The sequence below is a fragment of the Pseudomonas knackmussii B13 genome (assembly GCF_000689415.1).
GTDB classification, from domain to species: domain Bacteria; phylum Pseudomonadota; class Gammaproteobacteria; order Pseudomonadales; family Pseudomonadaceae; genus Pseudomonas; species Pseudomonas knackmussii.
On sequence record NZ_HG322950.1, the window covers coordinates 2555082 to 2577683 of the forward strand.

A 22602-nucleotide genomic window follows, 5' to 3' on the forward strand; every position below is an offset into this window, starting at 1 on the left:
TTTTCTTCATGCCGAGTACTCCCCCTTCCCTGACCCTCGCGCTGCTGCAGGCGCGCGAGGCGGCCATGCGCTTCTTCCGTCCGCACCTCGCCGAGCACGGCCTGACCGAGCAGCAGTGGCGGGTCATCCGCCTGCTGCACCAGCACGGCGAGCTGGAGAGCGGCCAGTTGGCGCCGCTCGCCTGCATCCTGCCGCCGAGCCTTTGTGGCGTGCTGGCGCGCCTGGAGGAAGCCGGTCTGGTGTGCCGGCGACGCGACGCGCGCGACCAGCGCCGCAGCCTGGTGAGCCTGGCGGCGGCGGGGTTGGCGTGCTTCGAATCGATGCGCGGGCAGATGGAAGAGAACTATCGGCTGCTCGAACAGCGCCTGGGCGAGGACAAGGTGGTGCTTCTGCACACGCTGCTGCACGAGCTGAAGGGTTTGCGACCCTGAACGAGCGCCCCGGCCGAAGCCGGGGCCTGGGGTTCAGTAGACCGAGGGCACGCTCGGCGCGACGGGGGCCGGCGTGCCCTTGAAGCGCCCGGCCAGCTCGCGCAGCGAGCGCATCAGCAGGCTGGTGTCGACGCCCACGGCGACGAAGCTCGCGCCCAGTTCCAGGTAGCGCCGCGCCAGTTTCTCGTCGGCACTGAGAATGCCGGCGGCCTTGCCGGCGCGGCGGATACGGGCGATGGCCTCTTCGATGGCGGCCTGCACCTCGGGGTGGCCGGGGTTGCCGCGATGGCCCATGGCGGCGCTGAGATCGGCCGGGCCGATGAATACTCCGTCCACGCCCTCGACGGCGGCGATGGCGTCGAGATTGGCCAGGCCTTCGAGGTTCTCGATCTGCACCAGCAGGCACATCTGCTCGTCGGCATCGGCCAGGTAGGTGGGGATGTTGTTCCAGCGCGAGGCGCGGGCCAGGGCGCTGCCGACGCCGCGTACGCCGAACGGCGGGTAGCGCATGGCGCGGACGAGTTCACCGGCCTGCTGGGCGCTGTCGACCATGGGCACCAGCAGGGTTTGCGCGCCTATGTCGAGCAACTGCTTGATCAGTGCGGTATCGCCGAGCACCGGGCGGATGATCGGCTGCGACGGGTAGGGCGCTACGGCCTGCAGCTGGCCAAGCAGGCTCCGCAGGTCGTTGGGCGCGTGTTCGCCGTCGATCAGCAGCCAGTCGAAGCCGGCGTTGGCCGCCAGTTCCGCGCAATACGGGTCGGCCAGGCCGAGCCAGAGGCCGATCTGCGCTTCGCCGGCGAGCAGGCGTTGCTTGAAGGTGTTGACGGGGACGTTCATGGGGAAGTCCTGCGAAGGGCGAGGAACGGCCCCGGCCCTGGCCGCCGCGAGCTGCCAGACTCGTGGCCAGGGCCGGGCCGTTACCTCATGGTCAGACGAAACGGCAGGAGATGCTGCCGAGCTGGTCGTAGTCGACGTGGAAGGTGTCGCCGGGCGCCGCCGCCACCGGGCGGGTGAAGGAGCCGCCGAGGATCACCTGGCCGGGTTCGAGGGTGACGTCGTAGGGCGCCAGCTTGTTGGCCAGCCAGGCCACGCCCTTGGCCGGGTGGTTGAGCACCGCGGCGGAGACGCCGGACTCTTCGATCACGCCGTTGCGGTAGAGGATTGCCGGCACGCGGCGCAGGTCGATCTCGGTCGGCCGCACGGCGCGTCCGCCCATCACCACGCCGGCGTTGGCGGCGTTGTCGGAGATGGTGTCGAAGACCTTGCGGGTGGCCTTGGTCTGCGGGTCCACCTGCTGGATGCGCGCGTCGATGATCTCCAGCGCCGGGATCACCCATTCGGTGGCTTCCAGCACGTCGAACAGGGTGACGTTCGGACCCTTCAGCGGCTTGCCGAGGATGAACGCCAGCTCCACTTCGACGCGCGGCACGATGAAGCGCTCGAAGGGGATGTCGCTGCCTTCGTCAAAGAACATGTCGTCGAGCAGGGCGCCGTAGTCCGGCTCGGTGATGTTCGAAGAGACCTGCATGGCGCGCGAGGTCAGGCCGATCTTGTGGCCTTTCAGCACGCGACCAGTGGCTATTTTCTGAGCCACCCAGGCGCGCTGGATGGCGTAGGCGTCCTCGATGGCGATGTCCGGGTAGTCGAGGGAGAACTGCCGGACCTGCTCGCGCGAACGCTCGGCGGCGTCGAGGCGGGCGGCGGCTTGCTGGATCAGTTGCGGGTCGAGCATGGGGAACCTCAGGAATTCTTCGCGAACAGGGGATGCAGGCTGCTGTGCTTGGCGTCGTAGACCTGGCCGGGGCTTTCGTCGATCTGCAGGGTGACGCCGACCGGGCGGCGTTCCAGCAGGGCGTCGAGGTGGCCGCGCAGCACCGCCAGGAGTCTGTCGCCGACCTGCTTGTGCACAGCCGCACTGCGCCCGGCGCCCATGCGCAGGTTGCCGTAGAGGAAACCGTAGTCGCCCTGGCCGTCGGCTATCGCGGCGTGCGCGGCGGGGTAGGCCAGGACGCGGGTGCCGCCTTTCGGGAACACCGCTTTGCCGGCTTCGTCACGCTGTTCGAGCATGCAGTCGGCCAGTGCGCGGCAGAGGCCGCGCATGTCCGTTTCCGCTTCCAGGTCGGGGCTGTAGAGCAGGACCAGATGGGGCATGGCGGCGCTCCTACAGGCGGCTGGCGAGGCCGCGGTTGGCCGGGTCGGAGGCCTGGGCGGCGGGGATCGCCGAGCCGTCCTGCGGGGTGACCGGGAAGACGGCGTTGATCTGGCCGGTGCCCGAGGAGCCGAAGTAGGGCGTCACGACTTCGGCCTGGCCGTCGTACTTCGACCAGCCCAGGGCGCCCAGCAGCATGGCGGTGTCATGCATGAAACCTTCGCCGTGGCCCTTGGCCGCGTACTCCGGGAGCATGCCGCAGAAGGTCTGCCAGTCGCCGTCCTTCCACATCTCCACCACCTGGTGGTCGAGGGTTTCCAGGAAGGGGCTCCAGACGCGGTCGGCGAAGTCCGGGGCCTGGCCGTTCTGGGCGAAGCGGTGGGTCAGCGAGCCGCTGGCGAGGAAGGCGACGGTGCCGTCGTAGTGTTCCTCGACCGCCTTGCGCATGGCCCAGCCCAGGCGCGCGCTGTCGTTCAGGTAATGCACGGTGCACAGCGCCGAGACCGAGATGACCTTGAAATGGCGGTCTTCGTTCATGTAGCGCATCGGCACCAGGGTGCCGTATTCCGGGCCGAGGCTGGTGGCGTCGTGGGCCATCACGTCCACGCCCAGGGCATTGCAGCCCTCGGCGAGGATGCGCCCGAGCGCGGGGTTGCCGGGGAAGTCGTACTCCATGTTGGCGATGAAGTGCGGCAGCTCGTTGCTGGTGTACAGGCCCTGGAAGTGCGGCGCGCAATTGACGTGGTAGCCGGCGTTGACCAGCCAGTGGGTGTCGAACACCACGATGGTGTCCACGCCCAGTTCGCGGCAGCGGCGGCCGATCTCGCGGTGGCCGTCGATCGCCGCCTGGCGGCAGCCCTGGCGCGGGCCGGGCAGTTCGGAGAGGTAGAGCGAGGGAACGTGGGTGATCTTGGCAGCCAGAGCGAGTTTGCCCATGACGGTTCTCCTAGCGGCGGGCGCCCTCTGCGGAGCGCCCGGATTGTTCTCATTGTGGATGCACGCCGGCGATGTCGGCGGCCTCGAGGGGCCGCTCTGTCATCGGCTCGCGCTTCACACGCCCCAGCGGGGGATGTGGTGGCTGCCCATGGAAATGCACACGTTCTTGATCTCGGCGAAGACTTCGAAGCTGTACTGACCGCCTTCGCGGCCGGTGCCCGAGCCCTTCACGCCGCCGAACGGCTGGCGCAGGTCGCGGACGTTCTGGCTGTTGATGAATACCATGCCGGCCTCGATGCCGCGCGCCAGGCGATGCGCCTTGCCGATGTCCTGGGTCCAGATGTAGGAGGCCAGGCCGTACTCGGTGTCGTTGGCCAGTCTGAGGGCTTCGGCTTCGTCCTTGAACTTCATCAGGCAGACCACCGGGCCGAAGATTTCTTCCTGGGCGATGCGCATGCGGTTGTCGACGTTGGCGAACACGGTGGGTTGGATGAACTGGCCCTTGCTCAGGTGCGCCGGCAGGTTGGCCGGGCGCTCGAGGCCGCCGGCCAGCAGGGTGGCGCCTTCCTCGATGCCGATGCGGATGTAGCCGGTGACCTTGTCGTAGTGGGCCTGGGTGATCATCGAGCCGACCTGGGTCTTCGGGTCCTGCGGGTCGCCGACGATCAGGCGCTTGGCGCGGGCGGCGAACTCCTCGACGAAGCGGTCGTAGACCGTCTCCTGGATGAAGATGCGGCTGCCGGCGGTGCAGCGCTCGCCGTTCAACGAGAAGATGGTGAAGAGCGCGGCGTCGAGGGCGCGGTCGAGGTCGGCGTCGTCGAAGATCAGCACCGGCGACTTGCCGCCTAGCTCCATGGAGTACTTCTTCAGGCCGGCGGTCTGCATGATCTTCCGGCCGGTGGCGGTGCCGCCGGTGAAGGAGATGGCGCGCACGTCCGGGTGGCGGACCAAGGCGTCGCCGGCAGTTGCGCCGTAGCCCTGCACGACGTTGAGCACGCCCGGCGGGATGCCGGCTTCCAGGGCCAGGCGGCCCAGCTCGTTGGCGGTCAGCGGCGACAGCTCGCTCATCTTCAACACCGCGGTGTTGCCCAGCGCGAGGCAGGGCGCGGTCTTCCAGGTGGCGGTCATGAAGGGCACGTTCCACGGCGACACCAGCCCGCATACACCCACCGGCTGGTAGAGGGTGTAGTTGAGCATCTGGTCGTCCACCGGGTAGCTGTGGCCGTCCATGCGCGTGCAGACCTCGGCGAAGAACTCGAAGTTGTGCGAGGCGCGGGGGATCAGCACGTTCCTGGTCTGGTGGATCGGCAGGCCGGTATCGAGGGTTTCCAGCTCGGCCAGGTTCGGCACGTTGGCATCGATCAGCTCGCCCAGCTTGCGCATCAGCTTGGCGCGTTCCTTGGCCGGGGTATTGGCCCATTTCGGGAAGGCTTCCTTGGCCGCCGCGACGGCCAGGGCGATTTCCTCGGCCCCGCCGCTGGCGACTTCGCCGATGGCCTCGCCGGTGGCCGGGTTGTAGTTGGTGAAGACTTCTTTGCTCTCGACCTCGCGGCCGTCGATCCAGTGCTTGATCATGCTGCTGACTCCAGTTACACGCGGGCGCGGTTCGCGAAGAACTCGGCCTCGCTGACGATACGGTTGACCAGGCGGCCGACGCCTTCCACTTCCACCACCACTTCATCGCCCGGGACCACGTCGGCCAGGCCTTCCGGCGTGCCGGTGGCGATCATGTCGCCCGGCTGCAGGGTCATGAAGCTGGAGAAGTATTCGATCAGGTAGGGGATGTCGAAGATCATGTCGGCGGTGGTGCCTTCCTGTTTGAGCTCGCCATTGACCCAGGTGCGCAGCTTCAGCTGCGACGGGTCGGCCACGTCGGCGGCATCGACGATCCACGGGCCGACCGGGGTGGTGGCATCGCGGTTCTTCACCCGCAGGTTGGGGCGGTAGTAGTTCTCCAGGTAGTCGCGGATGGCGTAGTCGTTGCAGACGGTGTAGCCGGCGAGGTAGGCGAGGGCGTCTTCGCGCTTGACGTTGCGCGCGGGCTTGCCGATCACCGCCACCAGCTCGCACTCGTAGTGCATGTAGGCGACGTTGTCCGGGCGCCAGGTGACCTGGTTGTGGCCGGTGTAGGTGCCCTTGGACTTGATGAACGCCAGCGGCTCGGTGGGCGCCTTGAAGGCCAGTTCGGCGGCGTGGTCGGCGTAGTTCAGGCCGAGGGCGAACATGGTCCCGGCGGCCGGCGGCAGCCATTCGACCTCGTGCTCGCCGAGCAGGCGGCCATCGGCCAGGCGCACGGCGTTGTCAGCCTCGACGGTGACGGCGTGGACTTCGCCCTGGTAGCGGATGCGTGCGTGTTTCATCTCAGGCTTCCTCCGCCACTACGGTGTTGCGCAGGCAGCCGAGACCTTCGATCTCGACCACCACTTCGTCGCCGGGCTGCACATCTACACGGCCCTCGGGGGTGCCGGTGATGAGCACGTCGCCGGCATGCAGGGTCATGAACTCGCTGATCTCGGCGATCAGTTTGGGGATGCTGCGCACCAGGTTGGCGGTGCTGTTCTGCTGGCGGACTTCGCCGTTGACCAGCAGGCGGATCGGCAGGGCATGCGGGTCGGTGATCTCGTCGCGGCCGACCACTTCGCTGCCCAGCGGGCAGAAGCCGTCGCGGCACTTGGCCTTGACCGCCGGGCGGTAGTAGCTGTCTTCCGGCAGGCTGAATTCGTTGACGATCACGAAGCCGGCCACGTAGTCCATGGCCTCGGCTTCGCTTACGCGGCTGGCGTCGCGGGCGAGCACCACGCCCAGTGCCGGGCCCGGCTGCAAGCGCTCGACGCCGGCAGGGAAGACCACGGCCTGGCCGTCGCCGTTGCGGGTGTTCGGCGTCTTGATGAACAGCACCGGCTTGACCGGCGGCTTCTGGTAAGGCGGCTGCTGGAATTCCTCCAGCCGGCTCTGCAACAGGCCCTGGTAGTTCAGCGCGACGCCGAACAGGGTTCCGGTTGCGGCTTCGCTGACAGCGCGACGCATGGCTTCTTCTCCTGGATGCACCCGGCACGCCGGTCGGCGGCCGAGATTGTTAACATGTTAGCGTTTATAGTTAATATGTTAACTATGGTCAACCCTGGCGGCCAGGGTGGGACTTCGCTGGAGGCATTCCAGCAGCTCCATCCCGGCAGTGATTGTCCAGGGCTGCCACGGCCTTGATCGCGACTGCCAGAACCGTCCGCTGGGGTTTGCCCGGGCACCGGTGATGGTGGTTAAAATCTTCCTCATCTTCGGTAGAGCACTTGCATCCATGTCCAGTCCGCGCCCGTCCCTGACCCTCACCCTGCTGCAGGCCCGTGAAGCCGCCATGGCGTTCTTCCGCCCCTCGCTCAACCAACACGAGCTGACCGAGCAGCAGTGGCGGATCATCCGCATCCTCCGCCAGCAGGGGGAGATGGAGATCTACCAACTGGCGCAGCAGGCCTGCATCCTCAAGCCGAGCATGACCGGCGTGCTGGCGCGCATGGAGCGCGATGGCCTGGTGCGCCGCTGGAAGTCCGAGCACGACCAGCGCCGCGTGCTGGTGTGCCTGAGCGAGCAGGGCCAGCAGTGCTTCGTGCAGATGAGCGAGGACATGGAGAACAACTACCGGCGCATCCTCGAGCAGTTCGGCGAGGACAAGCTGCAGCAGCTGCTGGAGCTGCTGAACGAGCTGAAACAGATCAAGCCCTGATGGCTTTTCTGCAAGGTTGGTAACCCCATGGCCCGCACGCCCATTCCCAACATCGACATCGGCCAGGTCTACGACCTGCGCTACGCCGAGGCCGAGGTGCACTACGAGGAGCTGGGCAAGCTGGCCGATTTTTTCGGTCGCAACATGCCGGTGCATCGGCACGACCGCTTCTTCCAGGTGCATTACGTGAAGAGCGGGTCGGTGCGCGTCTATCTCGACGAGCAGCTCTACCATCGCCAGGGCCCGCTGTTCTTCCTGACCCCGCCGACCATCCCCCACGCCTTCGTCACCGAGAACGATGCCGACGGCCACGTGCTGACCGTGCGCCAGCAGCTGCTCTGGCCGCTGCTGGCGCCGGAGCAGGGACTGGCCGAGGGGCCGGTCATCGCCCCGGTGTGCGTCGCCTTCGACCAGCTGGACGAATCCTTCGCCGGCGACGTGCAGCGCCTGGACGGGCTGTTCGACATGCTTCGCGACGAGTTCAGGGGCGAGCGCCCGGGGCGCGAGATTGCCCTGGCCGATCTGGTGCGGCTGATCTTCGTGAGTCTGTTGCGCCTGTCTTCGCGTTCATTGAAGGCACAACCGATGCGCCGCGAGGACCTGCGTTGCTTCCAGCGCTTCAACCAACTGATCGAGCAGCATTACCCCGAGCACTGGCCGTTGGCGGATTACGCCGAACGCATAGGTGTCACCGAAGCGCGCCTGAACGACATCTGCCGGCGCGTCGCCGGGCTGCCGTCCAAGCGCCTGGTCCACGAGCGGCTGATGCAGGAGGCGCGGCGCCTGCTGCTGTTCAGCGGCAGCTCGGTGAACGAGATCTGCTACCAGCTCGGCTTCAAGGACCCGGCCTACTTCAGTCGCTTCTTCGCGCGCAACGCCGGGATGGCGCCGGGGGAATACCGCCAGCGCAAGGCCGACGACAAGGAAGAGGCCTGGCGTTGAGCATCCGCCGTATGTAGGAGCGCGCCATGCGCGCGAATCGCGGCCATGGGCCGCTCCTACAGGCGGGAAAGACCCTGCCAGGCGCAATACGCCAACAGCACCACCCCAGCCACCGCCATCGCCCAGGGCCCGCCGAAATGCGCGGCGAGCAGCCCGGCGGTCAGCCCGCCGATGGCGTCGAAACCGAAGCGAGTGGCGGGGTAGATCGACACCACGCGACCGCGCAACGCTTCTGGCGCGCTGCTCTGCAGGACGATATTGGTGCCGACGTTGTTCACCGTGACGCCGAAGCCCAGTGCCGCCATCGCCAGCAGCGACAGCGGCAGGTGGCGGCTGGCGGCGAACAGCAGCAGCGCGCCGGCGCTGGCCAGCGCCGAGAGCAGGATGATCCGCGGCAGGCGTGCCGGGTCCTGGTGCTGGGCCAGGAACAGGCTCGACAGCAGCGAGCCCAGTCCGGCCGCGCCCCACAGCCAGCCCAGGGTGCGTGCATCACCGACGAAGATGTCGCGGGCGAACACCGGCAACAGCGCGGCGTAGCTGGAAGCGGTGACGTTGACCACCAGTACGCCGAACATCATCCCCCGCACGTTGGGTGTGCGCAGGGCATAGTCCAGGCCTTCGCGGAACACGCTGCCCATGCTGCCGCTGGCGCGGATCGCCGGCGGCAGGCGCACGAGCAGCAGGCCGATCACCAGCGCCAGGTAGGACAGCGCGTTGAGCGCGAAGCACAGGCTTTCGTTGGTCAGGCCCAGCAGCAACCCGGCCAGCGGCGGGCCGACGAAGCGCGAACAGGTGAACAGCGAGGCGTTCAGCGCCAGGGCGTTGGGCAGGTCGGCGCGGTCGTCGACGAAGCGGCTGAGCAGCGACTGCCGCAAGGGCGTGTCGAAGGCGCTGAGCACGCCGAGCAGCGCCGACATGCCGACGATCAGCGCCGGGGTGATCAGGCCACTGGCGGTCAGCGCGGCCAGGCCCGCCGCCTGCACGGCCATCAGGCTCTGGCTGACGAGCAGCAGGCGGCGCTTGTCGTGGCGGTCGATCCAGGAGCCGGCCAGCGGGCCGATGAACAGTTGCGGCAGCAACGCCACGCAACTGGTGATGCCGAGCAGCGCCGCCGAGCCGGTCAGCCGGTACACCAGCCAGGCCAGCGCCACCTGCTGGATCCAGGTGCCCAGGGTGGATATCGCGTGGCCGCTGAAGTACAGGCGGAAGTTGCGGTGGCGCAGGGCGCGCAGGCCATTGGGCCAGGAGCGGGAAACGGGCATCGGTGGCTCGGGCGGGAGGGGGCGAGAAGGGCGCCATGATAAGGGATTTTCGGTAGAACGTTCAGATGTTAACTAAATTACGCCTGGAACCCGCGCGCCGCCTGCGTCCTAGGGGATTTCGGGCACTTGACGCGCCCTAGGACTGTCAGATTTTTCCCATGAAAAGTGCAATCGAGTCCTCGGAAGTTGCATTCAAGGCCTCGGCAGAGCGCTCCCATAATCGGCTCCGACACTCTCGCCAACGGTTCGAGAGCCCTGCCGACAGTCGTTCTACCGTCCCATGCGGCGGACCGGAGCTGCGGCAAGCCTCCAATAACAATCAAGGGCCGCCCAGATGAAAAAGCCAAACCCCCTGCTCGAAGACTTGAAATCCATTCTGCCGGCCATCGCCGCCAATGCCGCCCGCGCCGAACAGGCGCGCATGGTGCCCGCCGAGAACATCGCCCTGCTCAAGGGCATCGGCATGCACCGCGCCTTCCAGCCGAAATGCTACGGCGGCATGGAAATCTCTTTGCCGGAATTCGCCGACTGCGTGATCGCCCTGGCCGGCGCCTGTGCCAGCACTGCCTGGGCCTTCAGCCTGCTGTGCACCCACAGCCATCAGTTGGCGATGTTCTCCAAGCAGTTGCAGGACGAGGTCTGGAGCGAGAACCCCGACGCCACCGCGAGCAGCAGCATCGCGCCTTTCGGCCGCATCCAGGAGGTCGAGGGCGGGATCCTGTTCAACGGCGAGATGGGCTGGAGCAGCGGCAGCGACCATGCCGAGTGGGCGATCCTCGGCTGCCGTCGGCAGAACGCCGAGGGCGAGCAGGTGTATTGCTTCGCCGTGCTGCCGCGCAGCGACTACGAGATCCGCGACGACTGGTACGCCATGGGCATGAAGGGCAGCGGCACCAAGACCCTGGTAGTGAAGGACGCCTTCGTGCCCAACCACCGCATCCAGTCGGCCAAGGACATGATGGAAGGCCGCTCCGCCGGCTTCGGCCTGTACCCCTACAGCAAGATCTTCTACACCCCGTACCGCCCGTACTTCGCCAGCGGCTTCGCCTCCATCAGCCTGGGCATCGCCGAGCGCATGCTGGAGGCGTTCAAGGAGAAGACCCGCAACCGCGTGCGCGCCTACACCGGCGTCAGCGTCGGCACCGCCACCCCGGCGCTGATGCGCCTGGCCGAGTCGACCCACCAGGTCGCCGCCGCCCGCGCCTTTCTCGAGAAGACCTGGCAGGAGCACGCCGAGCATGGCGAGCGCCACGAGTACCCCAGCCGCGAGACCCTGGCCTTCTGGCGCACCAACCAGGCCTACGCGGTGAAGATGTGCATCCAGGCTGTCGACCGCCTGTTCGAGGCCGCCGGCGGCACCGCCTGGTTCGAGAGCAACGAGATGCAGCGGCTGTTCCGCGACTCGCACATGACCGGCGCCCATGCCTACACCGACTACGACGTCTGCGCGCAGATCCTCGGCCGCGAGCTGATGGGCCTGGAGCCGGACCCGAGCATGGTCTGAGCACGCCGCGCCTGCCTGCTCTTGTAGGAGCGAGCTTGCTCGCGAACCGCCCCCGCTGCGGCGCCCGTTCGCGAGCAAGCTCGCTCCTACGATTTCCAAACACCCTTGTCCCGCCGGCCCCGCGCCGGCGCGGAGGAAAAAACCATGAGCCAGAACAACAACGAAGCGGGCCTCGACCCGCGTGCCTTCCGCCGTGCCCTGGGCAACTTCGCCACCGGCGTCACCGTGATGACCGCCGCCGCTGATGGCCAGCGTGTCGGCGTCACCGCCAACAGCTTCAACTCGGTCTCCCTCGATCCGCCGCTGGTGCTTTGGAGCATCGACAAGCGCTCCAGCAGCCTCGAGGTATTCGAGCGTGCCAGCCACTACGCGGTGAACGTGCTGGCCGCCGACCAGATCGACCTGTCCAATCAGTTCGCCCGGCCCAGCGCCGACAAGTTCGCCGGCGTGGCTTGCGAGGAGGGCGCCGGCGGCGCGCCGCTGCTGCCGGATTGCGCGGCGCGCTTCCAGTGCGAGCTGCACCAGCGGGTGGATGGCGGCGATCACTGGATTCTCATCGGTCGTGTGCTGGCCTTCGACGACCTTGGTCGCACGCCGCTGCTGTACCACCAGGGCGTCTATTCCAGCGTGCTGCCGCATCCGCGTCTGCGCGAGGCCCAGGCTGGCGTGCCGCGCACGGCCTTCCAGGGCCGCCTGAGCAACAACCTCTACTACCTGATGACCCAGGCCGTGCGCTGCTACCAGGCGGAGTACCAGCCACGGCAGATGGCCAGCGGCCTGCGCACCAGCGAGGCGCGCATGCTGATGGTGATGGAGAAGGACGCCAGCCTGGACACCCTGGCGCTGCAACAGCTGGTGGCCATGCCGCTGCGCGAGATCGAGGAGGCGCGGGCCAACCTGGAACGCAAGGGCTTGTTGCAGGTGGGCGAGGGCGGTTGCGCGCTGACCCCGGCTGGCATCGACCAGGCCGAAACCCTCTGGAGCATCGCCGAGGAGCAGCAGGCCAAGGTCTTCGCGCGCTTCAGCAGCGAGCAGATCGAAACCTTCAAGACAGTGCTGCGCGGACTCGCCCAGCCGCTGTAGTCGGGACCAGGCAGAACGCCACCTGCAAACGCGGGTGGCGTTAGTCAGTTCGTCGGCGCGCCCGCTGTCGCGCTGGCCATCCGCACTGGCTCCGGCGCGACCAGGCGCTCCGCCAGCACCTGCTCCTGGAGGCGCCGCCAGCGCGGGAGCAACTGGGCGTCGCCGACCGTCACCAGGCGGTCGTGGTCGAAGCGGTAGAGGTGCTCGGCGTCGAAGGCGAATTTCATGAGCAGGTCGTGGCGCTGCGACAGCGGGCGGATCTCCATGACCAGGCTGTCGAGCACCAGCGGGACCTGCGCGCCATCGCTCCAGTAACCGAGCACCATGTGCGCCTGGCGGGTGGCGTCGAGGGTGGCGTAGATCAGCCGCAGGTTGCTCTCGGGGATGCCGAGCAGGCGCAGGACGTAGTACTTGGCGATGGCGAAGTCCTCGCAGTCGCCCGCGCCGCGCTCCAGCGTCTCCAGCGGCGAGGCCCAGTAGTCGAGGCGGCCCCAGACCTGGATGTCCTCGCCATAGCGCAGGCGTCGATTGAAGAACTGGTTCACCCGCTCCAGCTTCTCCGCGTCGCTCAGCCCGGCGGCGTTGCGTACCAGCTCCAGCAGTTCCTGACGGGCGGCGCTTTGCGCGGCGTTGCGTTGTGCGGTCTTCGGATGGGCGGTGCTGGCCTTCGCCGCGCCCATGATCAGGCTGCCGCCTACCACCAGCCCAGCGAGGATGTGCCGGCGGCGCCCCAGCAGGAGCGAGCCGAGAAACGGCCGTCCGGTCATGCGCGAACCCTCCATCGGCCGCGGGCTGATTCCGTCACCATAGGCCCGCGTTCCGCCAGCGGGCAAGGCGCCCGCGCGCCGGACCGGTTTTGCCTCCGAACGGTCTGTAACAAGGCAGCACCTCGCGCATCCAATTACGGGGCTCAAGTCGAAGGGGGGACTTAGTTAAGGAGGATGACACCATGAGATCACTCATCAGTAATGTGGCCTTTATCGCCATGGTGATGGGAACTGCCGCCGGCCCGGCGCTGGCCGAAAGTGGCGGTGATCGTGTTTTCGATTCACACCTCGGGGCGCAGCCCCTGGCGGCCCAAGAGCAACCGAGCGATTCCGCGCAGCGTTTCGCCCAGATGGTCGAGGCGCAACCCACTGCGGCCGGTCCGATCAGCGCGATGCAGGACGCGGACGACGTGCAGTACCAGGCAATGCAGCCGCCGACCGACCGGGCCCTGCCGCACTACGCCACGCCCATCGAGCGCGACCGCGATATCTACGGCACACCGAAGTAGGCAGAGGCCCGAGCAACGGACCAGGCGCACGTCGTTTCGCGAGCGGCGTGCGCCACGAGCACAGGGAGGTGCTCCGAGCGTTTCCGCACGGCCGGGTCATCCGGCCCCGCCCAGCAATTTCCGGACGACGGCTTGCGTGTCGATGGACGAGTCCGCGAGGTCCAGGCCTTGCAGCAGTTGCGAGGTGACCTGCAGCTGGCGGATGTAGGCCGCGCAGCGCGGACAGTCCTGCAAATGACAGGACACCGCCTGGGCGGTGTCCTGTTCCAGCTCGCCTTCGATGATCGCCGAGCCCAGCTCCGAGAGCTCCCGGCAGCTCAGCATGTGCCTTCTTCCTGGAAACGCGCGAGCATCGCGTGCATGCGCTGGCGGCCACGGTGCAGCAGCACGCGGATATTGCCCTCGCCCAGGCCCAGGGCCTGGGCGATCTCCTCGTAGTCGAGCCCGGCCAGCTCGCGCAGCATCACCACGGTGCGCTGGTCGCCGGGGAGCATTTGCAGGTGCTTGCGAATGCAGGCGTGCAGTTCGGCTTCGGTCAGCAGTTCCTCCGGCGTGTCGTGGTGCCACTGCGGCGGCGACACGCGCCAGGCGCCGGCCTGGTCGAACAGCGAACCTATCGGCGAGCCACTGTCGTGGTTGCGCTCACCGGTTGGACGGGGTAGCTCCCGCCGTTGCTTGCGCTGCAGGGCATGGGCCTCGTTGATGGCGATGCGGGCGAGCCAGGTCCTGAAGCTGGCGCGACCTTCGAACTTTCCCACCGAGGCGAGTGCCTTCAGCCAGGTTTCCTGCACCACATCCTCGGCCAGGGTAGGGCCCACCAGGGACCTCGCCATGACGAGCAGAAACCCATGGTGCAACGTGATCGCTTCATGCAAGGCGCCGCTTTCGCCCTCGCGCAGTCGCCTGACCAACTCCTCTTCGTTTTTCATTCCCTTTTCCATCCTTCCCCCGAGCCAAAGAACCGCACGGGCCTCCCCCCCCCCGGGTGGGTTGACAGGCTTCGGGGGCGGTTCTGATGGCCGCTGGTCCGGCATTCGCGCTGGCGGCGGTCCGCTCGTCGAATAGTCCGGGGGAGGGCTGGGAATGGGTGGCTTCAGCCCAGGCGAATCTCCCGCACGCTGCGCCCCAGGCGCCGGCGCAGCAGCGTGCGCAGGGTGACGCCATCGGCGTAGCCGACCTGGGTGGCGACCTGCTCGATATTGCCGTCGCCGGTCTTCAGCAGGTGCACGGCGCGCTCCACGCGCAGGTCCTGGAAGTACGACAGCGGCGTCTTGCCCAGGCAGTCGTGCAGGCGCCGGGCGAGGGTGCGCTTGCTGGTCGCCAGCGCCGCCGCGGCGTCATCGAGGGAGAAGCCCTGCGCGAGGTTGTGCCGCGCCCATTGCTCGAAACGCGCGACCAGCGGATCGGCGTGGGCCAGGTGATCGCTCAGCACGTAGGCCGATTGCGCGGGGCGCGAGTCGACCACCAGGTAGTTGGCCACCAGCGCCGCCAGCGCCGGGCTTTCCTGGCGAATCAGCCAGAGCGCCAGGTCCATGTGGCTGAGGGCGGCGCCGGCGGTGACCAAGCCTTCGCTGCTAACCAGCATGCGCGATTCGTCCAGCTGCACCCGTGGGTAACGCTGGCGGAACAGCGGCGCCAGCCACCAGGTGGTGGTGGCCGGTCGATGGTCGAGCAGGCCCGATTCGGCCAGCACGAAGGTGCCGATGCAGGCGGCGGCGACGTTCGCGCCTTGTGCGGCACTGGCGCGCAGCAGGGTTCCCGCGTCGCGCACATCGGGCCGTTGCAGGGCTTGCTGCAGGGCGTCGGGCATCTTGTAGCCGATGGCCGGCACCACCACCCAGTCGGGGCGCGCGTCGGCCGGCGCTGCGCATACCGGAACGGTGAAGCCCTGGGCGCTGCGCACGCGCTTGCGCACACCGACCAGGGTGACGTCGAAACGCAGCGATTCCAGCCCCTGCATGGCGGCCAGTTCGTTGGCCGTGGTGAAGGCATCGAGCAGCACGGAAAGGCCGGTATCGAAGACGCCGTCGAGGGCGAGGAGGTGCAGCTTCATGGCAAGATCCCTATCGAAGTTGTCAATCTTGCCAATAGGATCACGCTAGCCGGCGGCCGTACAGTGGTCGGGTTCCCATTCGGGATCGCCCAACCGGAGACACACTCATGATCAAGCTCGCCCTGTTCGCCCGCCTGGAAGCCAAGCCCGGCAAGGAAGCCGATGTCGCCGCGCTGCTGGAAACCGGCCTGGCGCTGGCCAACCAGGAAGAACGCACGCCGATCTGGTTCGCCCTGCGCCTGGGGCCGAGTACCTTCGGCGTGTTCGATGCCTTCGCCGACGAAGAAGGCCGCCAGGCCCACCTGAACGGCCCGATCGCCGCCGCGCTGATGGCCAAGGCCCCGGAGCTGCTGGTCGGTGCGCCGAGCATCGAGCCCATCGAGGTGCTCGGCCTGAAGAACACCGGCGTCTGCTGAGCCGCCGCGACAAGGCCGCGGAGCGAGGTCCGCGGCCCTTTCAATCAACCCCGAACGAGGAGGATCGCCATGTACCAACAAGAGCTGATGGCCGGCTGGGGCGACATGGATTTCAACGCGCACATGCGCAACACCGCGTACCTGGACAAGTCCGCCGACGTACGCATGCTGTTCTTCGCCGAACACGGCTTCCCCATGAGCGAGTTCGCCCGCCTGCGCCTGGGGCCGGTGGTCATGAAGGACGAGATCGAGTACTTCCGCGAGACCCACCTGCTGGACCGGCTGGTCGTCCGCCTGGAAATCATCGGGCTGGCGGAAGACGGCAGCCGCATGCGCATGCGCAACGAGTTCCTGCGTGCGGATGGCAAGACGGTGGCGCGGGTGGTCTCCAGCGTGGGCTGGCTCAACCTCGCCGAGCGTCGCCTGACCGCGCCGCCGCCGGCCTTGCTGGCAGCCCTGCGCACGCTGGCCGAGGGCGTCGATTGCGAAGTGCTGCCGTCGAGCCTGAAGGGGGATTCATGAGCATCCACATCCTGCGCCTGGGGTCGCCGCGCTCACCGGGCGAAGGGCCGCGCCTGGGCACCGTGCGTCGTCCACCGCGCGGCGTGCCCAAGGCCGAATTTGCCAGCCGCGATTTCTACGACACCTGGCTACCGGCTCTGGCGCCCAGCGCCGAGTTGATGGCCGAGGGCAGGGCGGTGGAATCGGAGGAGGAGTGGGGGCGTTTCACCAAGCGCTTCCGTCGCGAAATGGCGGAGCCTGCGGCCAGCCAACTGCTCGACTTGCTGGCGCTGTTGTCGCATGACTCGGACATGGCGCTGGGGTGCTATTGCGAGGAAGAGCGGCGCTGCCACCGCTCGGTATTGCGAGAGTTGCTGCAGGAGCGAGGCGCCAGCCTCGCTTGAGCGGCCGGCGCCGTTTGGTTCAGCTGGGCGCGCGCTGGTTGCGCGGGCGGAAGTACAGCTGGTCGCCACGCGCCAGGCCGGCGAGGCTGGCGTGCTCGGCGGTCACTTCGGCTTCGATGTGCGCGTCCTGGCCGGGCACCCGCAGGGTGATCCGGGTGGTGGCGCCCAGCGGGCGGATGTCGCGCACTTCACCGCCCGTCAGGCCGGCTTCGGGGCTGCGGAACAGCTCGATCTCGTGGGGACGGAAGAGCACATGCTCGTCGTCGCCCAGGTGCAGGCGGTTGGCGTCACCCAGGAAGTGGTAGACGAAGTCGCTGGCCGGGTTGGCATAGACCTCGCCGGGCGAGCCGATCTGCTCGATCACGCCCTTGTTCATCACCACGATGCGGTCGGCCACTTCCATGGCTTCTTCCTGGTCGTGGGTGACGAATACCGAGGTCAGGTTGATCTCCTCGTGCAGGCGCGCCAGCCAGCGGCGCAGCTCCTTGCGCACCTTGGCGTCGAGGGCGCCGAAAGGCTCGTCGAGCAGCAGGATCTTCGGTTCCACCGCCAGCGCGCGGGCCAGGGCGATACGCTGGCGCTGGCCGCCGGAAAGCTGTTCGGGGTAGCGGTCGGCGAGCCAGTCCAGCTGCACCATGTTGAGCAGTTCGTGGACCTTCTCGGCGATCCGGGATTCGCTCGGGCGCTCTTTCTTCGGTTTCATGCGCAGGCCGAAGGCGACGTTGTCGAACACCGTCATGTGGCGGAACAGCGCGTAGTGCTGGAACACGAAGCCGACGTTGCGGTCGCGCACGTCGTGCTTCGATACGTCCTCGCCGTGGAACACGATGTTGCCGGCGTCCGGGGTTTCCAGCCCGGCGATGATCCGCAGCAGGGTGGTCTTGCCGCAGCCGGACGGGCCGAGCAGGGCCACCAGCTCGCCGCTGTGGATGTCCAGGTTGATTTCGTCGAGCGCCTTGAAGGCGTTGAAATGCTTGCTGACGTTACGGATTTCGATGCTCATGGTGTGGCTCTCACTCTTCGTCAGCTTTGACTTTCAGGCGGGACAGACGCGACTCGCTCCACTGCTTGAGCAGCAGGATGACCAGCGCCATCAGCAGGAGGAGGGTGGCGACGCTGAAAGCGGCGACATGGTTGTACTCGTTGTAGAGGATCTCGACATGCAGCGGCAGGGTGTTGGTGACGCCGCGGATGTGCCCGGAAACCACCGACACCGCGCCGAACTCGCCCATCGCCCGCGCGGTGCACAGCACCACGCCGTAGATCAGGCCCCATTTGATGTTCGGCAGGGTCACGTGCCAGAACATCTGCCAGCCGTTGGCGCCGAGCAGGCGCGCAGCCTCTTCCTCCTGGGTGCCCTGTTCCTGCATCAGCGGGATCAGTTCGCGGGCGACGAAGGGGAAGGTGACGAAGATGGTCGCAAGGACGATGCCGGGCACGGCGAAGACGATCTGGATGTCGTGGTCGCTGAGCCATTTGCCGAAGTAGCCCTGGGCGCCGAACAGCAGCACGTAGATCAGGCCGGCGATCACCGGCGAGACCGAGAACGGCAGGTCGATCAGGGTCACCAGCAGGCTCTTGCCGGGGAACTCGAACTTGCTCACGCACCAGGCGGCGGCCACGCCGAACACCAGGTTCAGCGGCACCGAGATGCCCACGGCGAGCAGCGTCAGCTTGAGCGCGGCGATGGCGTCGGGTTCGAGGATGGACTCGACGAAGACGCCCAGGCCCTGCTTCAGTGCCTCGCTCAGCACGACCAGCAGCGGCAGCAGCAGGAACAGGGTGAAGGCCAGCCAGGCCAGGCCGATGAGCGCCCGGCGGCCCCAGAGGTTGCCGCGGCGGGCAGCGTTCGCCGCTTGCGCGGCGGAAAGCGATGCGGATGTCATGGCGCGCTCCTCACGGGGTCTCGATACGGCGTTGCAGCAGGTTGATCAGCAGCAGCAGGACGAAGGCCACGACCAGCATCAGCACGCCGATGGCGGTGGCGCCGGTGTAGTCGTACTGGTCCAGCTTGACCATGATCAGCAGCGGCAGGATCTCGGTCTTCATCGGCATGTTGCCGGCGATGAAAATCACCGAGCCGTACTCGCCGACGCCGCGGGCGAAGGCCAGGGCGAAGCCGGTCAGCCAGGCCGGCAGCAGCGCCGGCACGAGGATGTGACGGAACACCTGGAGCGGCTTGGCGCCCAGGCAGGCGGCGGCCTCTTCGACTTCGCGCGGGATGTCTGCCAGCACCGGTTGCAGGGTGCGCACGACGAAGGGCAGGACCACGAAGGTCAGCGCCAGGGTGATGCCCAGCGGGGTGTAGGCGATCTTCAGGCCGAACTCGGCAGCCAGCTTGCCGACCGCGCCGGCCGGGGCGTAGAGCGCGGTGAGGGCGATACCGGCGACGGCGGTGGGCAGGGCGAAGGGCAGGTCGATCATGGCGTCGATGATCTTCCGACCGGGGAAGCGGTAGCGCACCAGCACCCAGGCCAGCAGCGTGCCGATCACGCCGTTCACCAGCGCGGCGATCAGCGCGGTGCCGAAGCTCAGCTTGAGCGCGGCGAGCACGCGGGGCGCGGTGATGACGGCCCAGAACTGATCCCAGGAAAGCTGGGTGGTTTTGAGGAACAAGGCACCCAGGGGAATCAGCACCAAAAGGCTGAGATACACCAGGGTGTAGCCCAGAGTCAGCCCGAAGCCGGGTATGACCGGGGAGATGCGTCGTGACATCGTCTGTCCTTACTCGTTAACGCGTTGAGCCCCCGCCCTGGGGCGGGGGTTTTCACCGTGGCGGCCGGTGCACCGGCCGCCGAGGTTTGCTGCCCGGCCGGGGCCGGGCGAGGCGCATCACTGCGCCTCGTAGATCTTGTCGAACACGCCGCCGTCGTTGAAGAACTTCGGCTGCGCGACCTTCCAGCCGCCGAATTCCTTGTCGATGGTCACCAGGTCGAGTTTCGGGAACTGGTTGGCGAACTCGGCGGCCACCTTGGCGTCGCGCGGGCGGTAGAAGTTCTGTGCGGCGATGCGTTGGCCTTCGGCGCTGTACAGGTAATTCAGGTATTCCTCGGCGACCTTGCGGGTGCCCTTCTTGTCGACCAGCTTGTCGACCACCGCCACCGGCGGCTCGGCCAGGATGGAGAGGGAAGGCACGACGATCTCGAAGTTCTCGCCGCCCTGTTCCTTCTTCGCCAGGAAGGCTTCGTTCTCCCAGGCCAGCAGCACGTCGCCGATGTTGTTGTTGACGAAGGTGATGGTCGAGCCGCGGGCGCCGGTATCCAGCACCGGGACGTGCTTGTACAGGTCCTTCACGTAGGCCTCGGCCTTCTCGTCGCTACCGTATTGCTTCTTCGCCCAGGCCCAGGCGGCCAGGAAGTTCCAGCGGGCGCCGCCGGAGGTCTTCGGGTTCGGGGTGATGACCTCGACGCCATTCTTGGTCAGGTCGGCCCAGTCCTTGATGCCCTTGGGGTTGCCCTTGCGCACCAGGAACACGATGGTCGAGGTGTAGGGGGTGCTGTTGTTCGGCAGGCGTGCCTGCCAGTCGGCCGGCAGCAGGCTGCCGTTCTTGTTCAGCTCGTCGATGTCGCCGGCCAGGGCCAGGGTCACCACGTCAGCCTTCAGGCCGTCGATGACCGCGCGGGCCTGCTTGCCCGAGCCACCGTGGGATTGCTGCACGGCGAGGTCGTCACCGCCCTGGGCCTTCCAGTGCTTGATGAAGGCGGCGTTGTAGGCCTGGTAAAGCTCGCGGGTCGGGTCGTAGGAAACGTTCAGCAGTTGGGTGGCAGCGGCTGCCGGGCCTGCGATCAGGGCACTGGCGAGGGCGGCCAGGGCGAAACGGCGGATGGACATGGTACGGCTCCTGGAAATGCTTATTGGCGTTTGTTCTGTTTTCACTGCGCGGTCAGGCGGGATTCGCTGGCCGGCGCCGGGGTCGTCATGCCCATCAGTGGTCTGGTAGGGATGCTGGGGGTGTCAGCTGCGCTTGGGGGCCTGGGCCTGCAAGCGGAATTTTTCCTTGCGCTCGATCTGCACGACCTGGCCGTTGTGCACGGTGATTTCCACCGAGCCGAAGCGCAGGCCCTGCAGGGCGGCCTGGATGTCGTGGAGGACGTCGGCTTCGTCCTTGCCTTCGAGGCTTCTGAGTGGGGCGCTCATGTTCTTTGCTCCTTGGACGGATACCCGCGCTTCGGGGCGGGCTTGGAGCGGATAGTAGAGAGGGGTGATTATTCTTAAAAATACTTAATATTCATTTATATATTCCTTTATGTTCTATTTGAGGGCCTGTCCATGAAGCGGAGCTGATCTAGATCATTGGAATAAGCAAATGAATTCTTATTCCTTAACTCTTTTCGTTCGCCTGCCTAGACTGCGCCCCATTACCTTCAGGGAGCTTCAAGCCATGGCCAGCACATCCACGCACTACCTGATCCTGCCGGGCTGGCAGGGTTCGCCGGACGAGCATTGGCAAAGCCATTGGCAGCGTTGCCTGCCCAATGCCCGCCGGGTGGAGCAGGCCGACTGGGTCAACCCGGACCTGCAGCAATGGGTCGAAACCCTGGAGCGGCACGTGTCAGCCAGCCGTTCGCCGCTGATCCTGGTGGCGCACAGCCTGGGCTGCATCACGGTGGCCCACTGGGCCGCACAGGCATCCTGGGCCTCGCTGAACAAGGTGCGCGGCGCGCTGCTGGTGGCACCGGCCGACGTCGAGCGGCCGAACTGCCCGGCGCCGCTGCAGGGCTTCGCGCCCATCCCGCGGGACGCGCTGCCATTCCCCAGCCAGCTGGTCGGCTCGGACAGCGACCCCGCCGCCAGCGCCGCACGCGCCATCGAGCTGGCCGCCGACTGGGGGGCTCAGGCAGCAATCCTGCCCGGCGCCGGACACATCAACGTGAAATCCGGCCACCAGCAGTGGGAGCAGGGCTTCGCCTTCCTCTATCGCCTGCAGCGGCGCATCGAGCAGGACGAGCGCAAGCGGGCGTGATCGACCACGTCCACGATGAAAGCCGCCGTGCTCGAAAGGGCACGGCGGTTCTTCTTTGCGTAGCCGGTATTTGCTGCGTGGGTGACGAAGTTGGGGAGGGCTACTAGCGCACTCTGTTGGCTACGAAGTTGATCACCGGCATGACCGCTTCATCGCCCACGTAGAACGCAGCAGAATTAGTGAAGGAGTACACGCGGCCATTCACGGTGACGTTGACCTGGTTGCCTTGCCCCGTCACTTGCGCGTCCCCCACATCGGTAATGAGGAAAGGCTCGCGCTCTGCCAGATGCTTCAAGGGCGTGTTGCCTAGTTCCCCGTCAAGGTAGTAGCGGTAAACGTCCGAAACGGTCGCGCCGCCGCCTTTATATTTTGTGATATAGAGCCAGATTTTTTCGCTTATTTTCTGTGTCGAATAGAAGTCATCGTCCGGTGCGGCGTAATAGTATTTTTGGTAAGCCAAGTATCCAATCACTATTGTCAGCAGCGTGAGGGTCAAGATTCGATGTAGAAGTTTAATAATCGTATTGCTTTGCATACTCAATTCCGTGCTTTATCCAGGTCTGATCATCTGGGTCGTCGCCATAGGGCGGTTCGCCATACCAATTTCCCCAGCCAGGTTTTGATGTTCCCGCCCGTCCTTGCGCGAAGCCTGCACCCATGAGAAGTATGTTTTCTGGTATGCCTGCCACATACCCAGTAGCCCCGTAGTTGAAATTTCCAAAATCGGCCAGCGAGGAGTCCTGTTGTTTGTAGTCCCATTCGCCACCATTTCTGACCTTTTGATAAAACCAATAGTAAGTCTGCGGAAGTGCCATTCCTCTCGGAACTCTATCTCTTCGGGCTTCGTGCAAGTTTCTGGAAAGAATGCTCATTCCGTTAGCTGGCATGCGCGGCATTATTGCCATGGTTTATCTCCTGGCGAATTAATGGGTGGTATCGCTGGCCAGTTGCTCGGAGCGAT

At 66.5% G+C, this 22602-nt stretch carries 29 protein-coding genes; 10 read left to right on the plus strand and 19 right to left on the minus strand.

Translation table 11 applies throughout. The features are described from left to right. The first annotated feature begins 8 nt into the window (after window positions 1-8). The gene (gene hpaR / locus PKB_RS12075) at window positions 9-431 is read left to right on the plus strand and encodes a homoprotocatechuate degradation operon regulator HpaR (protein WP_043257227.1); all 423 of its coding nucleotides are present in this window, start codon (window positions 9-11) and stop codon (window positions 429-431) included. Between the two features lie 33 nt (window positions 432-464). Here hpaR (PKB_RS12075) and hpaI read toward each other — a convergent pair whose 3' ends face one another. The 7 genes from hpaI to PKB_RS12110 form a co-directional block, all read right to left on the minus strand. Further along, window positions 465-1271 carry a 4-hydroxy-2-oxoheptanedioate aldolase gene (hpaI, locus tag PKB_RS12080; RefSeq protein WP_043252027.1) on the minus strand — a complete coding sequence of 269 codons (807 nt, stop codon included), beginning with the start codon at window positions 1269-1271 and terminating at the stop codon, window positions 465-467. Between the two features lie 91 nt (window positions 1272-1362). Beyond that, the gene (gene hpaH, locus PKB_RS12085; RefSeq protein ID WP_043252029.1) at window positions 1363-2166 is read right to left on the minus strand and encodes a 2-oxo-hept-4-ene-1,7-dioate hydratase; all 804 of its coding nucleotides are present in this window, start codon (window positions 2164-2166) and stop codon (window positions 1363-1365) included. Window positions 2167-2174: 8 nt separating this feature from the next. Beyond that, entirely contained in the window at window positions 2175-2585 is a 411-nt protein-coding gene (locus tag PKB_RS12090; RefSeq protein WP_043252031.1) for a 5-carboxymethyl-2-hydroxymuconate Delta-isomerase, read from the minus strand. Window positions 2586-2595: 10 nt separating this feature from the next. Then, complete coding sequence (hpaD, locus tag PKB_RS12095) at window positions 2596-3519, minus strand: 3,4-dihydroxyphenylacetate 2,3-dioxygenase (RefSeq protein WP_043252033.1); 924 nt, start codon at window positions 3517-3519, stop codon at window positions 2596-2598. 114 nt (window positions 3520-3633) lie between these two features. Next, window positions 3634-5094: a 5-carboxymethyl-2-hydroxymuconate semialdehyde dehydrogenase gene (hpaE, locus tag PKB_RS12100; protein ID WP_043252035.1), complete on the minus strand. Its 1461-nt coding sequence runs from the start codon at window positions 5092-5094 to the stop codon at window positions 3634-3636. Between the two features lie 14 nt (window positions 5095-5108). Beyond that, window positions 5109-5879 (minus strand): fumarylacetoacetate hydrolase family protein, encoded by a 771-nt coding sequence (locus PKB_RS12105; protein ID WP_043252038.1) that lies wholly within the window; start codon window positions 5877-5879, stop codon window positions 5109-5111. Between the two features lies 1 nt (window position 5880). Then, entirely contained in the window at window positions 5881-6546 is a 666-nt protein-coding gene (locus tag PKB_RS12110; protein WP_043252040.1) for a fumarylacetoacetate hydrolase family protein, read from the minus strand. 268 nt (window positions 6547-6814) lie between these two features. Between PKB_RS12110 and hpaR (PKB_RS12115) the strand changes: the two genes are divergently transcribed. Then, window positions 6815-7237 (plus strand): homoprotocatechuate degradation operon regulator HpaR, encoded by a 423-nt coding sequence (hpaR, locus tag PKB_RS12115; protein ID WP_043252042.1) that lies wholly within the window; start codon window positions 6815-6817, stop codon window positions 7235-7237. 27 nt (window positions 7238-7264) lie between these two features. Then, window positions 7265-8179, plus strand: coding sequence for a 4-hydroxyphenylacetate catabolism regulatory protein HpaA (gene hpaA / locus PKB_RS12120; RefSeq protein WP_043252044.1), 915 nt, complete (start codon window positions 7265-7267; stop codon window positions 8177-8179). 56 nt (window positions 8180-8235) lie between these two features. Here the strand turns inward: hpaA and PKB_RS12125 are convergent, their stop codons facing one another. Then, entirely contained in the window at window positions 8236-9441 is a 1206-nt protein-coding gene (locus tag PKB_RS12125) for an MFS transporter (RefSeq protein ID WP_043252046.1), read from the minus strand. A gap of 334 nt (window positions 9442-9775) precedes the next feature. Here PKB_RS12125 and PKB_RS12130 point away from each other — a divergent pair, with 334 nt between their 5' ends. After that, window positions 9776-10945: a p-hydroxyphenylacetate 3-hydroxylase oxygenase component gene (locus PKB_RS12130; RefSeq protein ID WP_043252048.1), complete on the plus strand. Its 1170-nt coding sequence runs from the start codon at window positions 9776-9778 to the stop codon at window positions 10943-10945. 144 nt (window positions 10946-11089) lie between these two features. Next, the gene (locus PKB_RS12135; RefSeq protein ID WP_043252050.1) at window positions 11090-12028 is read left to right on the plus strand and encodes a p-hydroxyphenylacetate 3-hydroxylase reductase component; all 939 of its coding nucleotides are present in this window, start codon (window positions 11090-11092) and stop codon (window positions 12026-12028) included. A gap of 44 nt (window positions 12029-12072) precedes the next feature. Here the strand turns inward: PKB_RS12135 and PKB_RS12140 are convergent, their stop codons facing one another. After that, window positions 12073-12795, minus strand: coding sequence for a transglutaminase-like cysteine peptidase (locus PKB_RS12140; RefSeq protein ID WP_052355253.1), 723 nt, complete (start codon window positions 12793-12795; stop codon window positions 12073-12075). A gap of 182 nt (window positions 12796-12977) precedes the next feature. Here PKB_RS12140 and PKB_RS12145 point away from each other — a divergent pair, with 182 nt between their 5' ends. After that, window positions 12978-13304 carry a hypothetical protein gene (locus tag PKB_RS12145; RefSeq protein ID WP_043252052.1) on the plus strand — a complete coding sequence of 109 codons (327 nt, stop codon included), beginning with the start codon at window positions 12978-12980 and terminating at the stop codon, window positions 13302-13304. A gap of 96 nt (window positions 13305-13400) precedes the next feature. On the opposite strand, the gene PKB_RS12150 is transcribed toward PKB_RS12145, so the two are convergent. The 3 genes from PKB_RS12150 to PKB_RS12160 all read right to left on the minus strand — a co-directional run bounded on the left by PKB_RS12150 (window position 13401) and on the right by PKB_RS12160 (window position 15357). After that, window positions 13401-13628, minus strand: a complete 228-nt coding sequence (locus PKB_RS12150; RefSeq protein ID WP_043252054.1) for an anti-sigma factor family protein — start codon at window positions 13626-13628, stop codon at window positions 13401-13403. Next, on the minus strand, window positions 13622-14233 hold the full coding sequence (locus PKB_RS12155) for an RNA polymerase sigma factor (RefSeq protein ID WP_052355254.1): 612 nt from the start codon (window positions 14231-14233) through the stop codon (window positions 13622-13624). Before PKB_RS12155 ends, PKB_RS12150 begins: the two co-directional genes overlap by 7 nt. A gap of 164 nt (window positions 14234-14397) precedes the next feature. Further along, window positions 14398-15357: a GlxA family transcriptional regulator gene (locus tag PKB_RS12160; RefSeq protein WP_043252056.1), complete on the minus strand. Its 960-nt coding sequence runs from the start codon at window positions 15355-15357 to the stop codon at window positions 14398-14400. Window positions 15358-15464: 107 nt separating this feature from the next. Between PKB_RS12160 and PKB_RS12165 the strand changes: the two genes are divergently transcribed. The 3 genes from PKB_RS12165 to PKB_RS12175 all read left to right on the plus strand — a co-directional run bounded on the left by PKB_RS12165 (window position 15465) and on the right by PKB_RS12175 (window position 16678). Next, window positions 15465-15773, plus strand: a complete 309-nt coding sequence (locus PKB_RS12165; protein ID WP_043252057.1) for a putative quinol monooxygenase — start codon at window positions 15465-15467, stop codon at window positions 15771-15773. A 69-nt stretch (window positions 15774-15842) separates the two neighbouring features. Then, the gene (locus PKB_RS12170) at window positions 15843-16295 is read left to right on the plus strand and encodes a thioesterase family protein (RefSeq protein WP_043252058.1); all 453 of its coding nucleotides are present in this window, start codon (window positions 15843-15845) and stop codon (window positions 16293-16295) included. Further along, window positions 16292-16678: a DUF488 domain-containing protein gene (locus tag PKB_RS12175; RefSeq protein ID WP_043252059.1), complete on the plus strand. Its 387-nt coding sequence runs from the start codon at window positions 16292-16294 to the stop codon at window positions 16676-16678. The genes PKB_RS12170 and PKB_RS12175 overlap by 4 nt, the downstream gene beginning before the upstream one ends. Before the next feature lie 19 nt (window positions 16679-16697). Here the strand turns inward: PKB_RS12175 and PKB_RS12180 are convergent, their stop codons facing one another. From PKB_RS12180 to oscA, 5 genes are all read right to left on the minus strand, one after another. Then, on the minus strand, window positions 16698-17681 hold the full coding sequence (locus PKB_RS12180) for a sulfate/molybdate ABC transporter ATP-binding protein (RefSeq protein WP_043252060.1): 984 nt from the start codon (window positions 17679-17681) through the stop codon (window positions 16698-16700). A gap of 10 nt (window positions 17682-17691) precedes the next feature. Continuing rightward, window positions 17692-18564 carry a sulfate ABC transporter permease subunit CysW gene (gene cysW, locus PKB_RS12185; protein WP_043252061.1) on the minus strand — a complete coding sequence of 291 codons (873 nt, stop codon included), beginning with the start codon at window positions 18562-18564 and terminating at the stop codon, window positions 17692-17694. Between the two features lie 10 nt (window positions 18565-18574). Beyond that, complete coding sequence (cysT, locus tag PKB_RS12190; protein WP_043252062.1) at window positions 18575-19393, minus strand: sulfate ABC transporter permease subunit CysT; 819 nt, start codon at window positions 19391-19393, stop codon at window positions 18575-18577. A 117-nt stretch (window positions 19394-19510) separates the two neighbouring features. Then, on the minus strand, window positions 19511-20509 hold the full coding sequence (locus PKB_RS12195; protein ID WP_043252064.1) for a sulfate ABC transporter substrate-binding protein: 999 nt from the start codon (window positions 20507-20509) through the stop codon (window positions 19511-19513). Window positions 20510-20632: 123 nt separating this feature from the next. After that, window positions 20633-20815 carry a sulfur starvation response protein OscA gene (gene oscA, locus PKB_RS12200; protein ID WP_043252066.1) on the minus strand — a complete coding sequence of 61 codons (183 nt, stop codon included), beginning with the start codon at window positions 20813-20815 and terminating at the stop codon, window positions 20633-20635. A 244-nt stretch (window positions 20816-21059) separates the two neighbouring features. On the opposite strand from oscA, the gene PKB_RS12205 reads away from it, so the two are divergent. Next, complete coding sequence (locus PKB_RS12205; protein ID WP_043252069.1) at window positions 21060-21641, plus strand: RBBP9/YdeN family alpha/beta hydrolase; 582 nt, start codon at window positions 21060-21062, stop codon at window positions 21639-21641. A 103-nt stretch (window positions 21642-21744) separates the two neighbouring features. On the opposite strand, the gene PKB_RS12210 is transcribed toward PKB_RS12205, so the two are convergent. Beyond that, on the minus strand, window positions 21745-22176 hold the full coding sequence (locus tag PKB_RS12210) for a hypothetical protein (RefSeq protein ID WP_043252071.1): 432 nt from the start codon (window positions 22174-22176) through the stop codon (window positions 21745-21747). Continuing rightward, window positions 22154-22546, minus strand: coding sequence for a polymorphic toxin type 44 domain-containing protein (locus PKB_RS29095; RefSeq protein ID WP_084166619.1), 393 nt, complete (start codon window positions 22544-22546; stop codon window positions 22154-22156). Before PKB_RS29095 ends, PKB_RS12210 begins: the two co-directional genes overlap by 23 nt. Window positions 22547-22602: the final 56 nt, after the last annotated feature.

What these genes read in the sequence shown, in the direction of transcription:
- hpaR (WP_043257227.1), top strand. Translation starts at nt 9, where the DNA reads ATGCCGAGTACTCCCCCTTCCCTGACCCTCGCGCTGCTGCAGGCGCGC.
- hpaI (WP_043252027.1), bottom strand. Translation starts at nt 1,271, where the DNA reads ATGAACGTCCCCGTCAACACCTTCAAGCAACGCCTGCTCGCCGGCGAA.
- hpaH (WP_043252029.1), bottom strand. Translation starts at nt 2,166, where the DNA reads ATGCTCGACCCGCAACTGATCCAGCAAGCCGCCGCCCGCCTCGACGCC.
- PKB_RS12090 (WP_043252031.1), bottom strand. Translation starts at nt 2,585, where the DNA reads ATGCCCCATCTGGTCCTGCTCTACAGCCCCGACCTGGAAGCGGAAACG.
- hpaD (WP_043252033.1), bottom strand. Translation starts at nt 3,519, where the DNA reads ATGGGCAAACTCGCTCTGGCTGCCAAGATCACCCACGTTCCCTCGCTC.
- hpaE (WP_043252035.1), bottom strand. Translation starts at nt 5,094, where the DNA reads ATGATCAAGCACTGGATCGACGGCCGCGAGGTCGAGAGCAAAGAAGTC.
- PKB_RS12105 (WP_043252038.1), bottom strand. Translation starts at nt 5,879, where the DNA reads ATGAAACACGCACGCATCCGCTACCAGGGCGAAGTCCACGCCGTCACC.
- PKB_RS12110 (WP_043252040.1), bottom strand. Translation starts at nt 6,546, where the DNA reads ATGCGTCGCGCTGTCAGCGAAGCCGCAACCGGAACCCTGTTCGGCGTC.
- hpaR (WP_043252042.1), top strand. Translation starts at nt 6,815, where the DNA reads ATGTCCAGTCCGCGCCCGTCCCTGACCCTCACCCTGCTGCAGGCCCGT.
- hpaA (WP_043252044.1), top strand. Translation starts at nt 7,265, where the DNA reads ATGGCCCGCACGCCCATTCCCAACATCGACATCGGCCAGGTCTACGAC.
- PKB_RS12125 (WP_043252046.1), bottom strand. Translation starts at nt 9,441, where the DNA reads ATGCCCGTTTCCCGCTCCTGGCCCAATGGCCTGCGCGCCCTGCGCCAC.
- PKB_RS12130 (WP_043252048.1), top strand. Translation starts at nt 9,776, where the DNA reads ATGAAAAAGCCAAACCCCCTGCTCGAAGACTTGAAATCCATTCTGCCG.
- PKB_RS12135 (WP_043252050.1), top strand. Translation starts at nt 11,090, where the DNA reads ATGAGCCAGAACAACAACGAAGCGGGCCTCGACCCGCGTGCCTTCCGC.
- PKB_RS12140 (WP_052355253.1), bottom strand. Translation starts at nt 12,795, where the DNA reads ATGACCGGACGGCCGTTTCTCGGCTCGCTCCTGCTGGGGCGCCGCCGG.
- PKB_RS12145 (WP_043252052.1), top strand. Translation starts at nt 12,978, where the DNA reads ATGAGATCACTCATCAGTAATGTGGCCTTTATCGCCATGGTGATGGGA.
- PKB_RS12150 (WP_043252054.1), bottom strand. Translation starts at nt 13,628, where the DNA reads ATGCTGAGCTGCCGGGAGCTCTCGGAGCTGGGCTCGGCGATCATCGAA.
- PKB_RS12155 (WP_052355254.1), bottom strand. Translation starts at nt 14,233, where the DNA reads ATGAAAAACGAAGAGGAGTTGGTCAGGCGACTGCGCGAGGGCGAAAGC.
- PKB_RS12160 (WP_043252056.1), bottom strand. Translation starts at nt 15,357, where the DNA reads ATGAAGCTGCACCTCCTCGCCCTCGACGGCGTCTTCGATACCGGCCTT.
- PKB_RS12165 (WP_043252057.1), top strand. Translation starts at nt 15,465, where the DNA reads ATGATCAAGCTCGCCCTGTTCGCCCGCCTGGAAGCCAAGCCCGGCAAG.
- PKB_RS12170 (WP_043252058.1), top strand. Translation starts at nt 15,843, where the DNA reads ATGTACCAACAAGAGCTGATGGCCGGCTGGGGCGACATGGATTTCAAC.
- PKB_RS12175 (WP_043252059.1), top strand. Translation starts at nt 16,292, where the DNA reads ATGAGCATCCACATCCTGCGCCTGGGGTCGCCGCGCTCACCGGGCGAA.
- PKB_RS12180 (WP_043252060.1), bottom strand. Translation starts at nt 17,681, where the DNA reads ATGAGCATCGAAATCCGTAACGTCAGCAAGCATTTCAACGCCTTCAAG.
- cysW (WP_043252061.1), bottom strand. Translation starts at nt 18,564, where the DNA reads ATGACATCCGCATCGCTTTCCGCCGCGCAAGCGGCGAACGCTGCCCGC.
- cysT (WP_043252062.1), bottom strand. Translation starts at nt 19,393, where the DNA reads ATGTCACGACGCATCTCCCCGGTCATACCCGGCTTCGGGCTGACTCTG.
- PKB_RS12195 (WP_043252064.1), bottom strand. Translation starts at nt 20,509, where the DNA reads ATGTCCATCCGCCGTTTCGCCCTGGCCGCCCTCGCCAGTGCCCTGATC.
- oscA (WP_043252066.1), bottom strand. Translation starts at nt 20,815, where the DNA reads ATGAGCGCCCCACTCAGAAGCCTCGAAGGCAAGGACGAAGCCGACGTC.
- PKB_RS12205 (WP_043252069.1), top strand. Translation starts at nt 21,060, where the DNA reads ATGGCCAGCACATCCACGCACTACCTGATCCTGCCGGGCTGGCAGGGT.
- PKB_RS12210 (WP_043252071.1), bottom strand. Translation starts at nt 22,176, where the DNA reads ATGCAAAGCAATACGATTATTAAACTTCTACATCGAATCTTGACCCTC.
- PKB_RS29095 (WP_084166619.1), bottom strand. Translation starts at nt 22,546, where the DNA reads ATGGCAATAATGCCGCGCATGCCAGCTAACGGAATGAGCATTCTTTCC.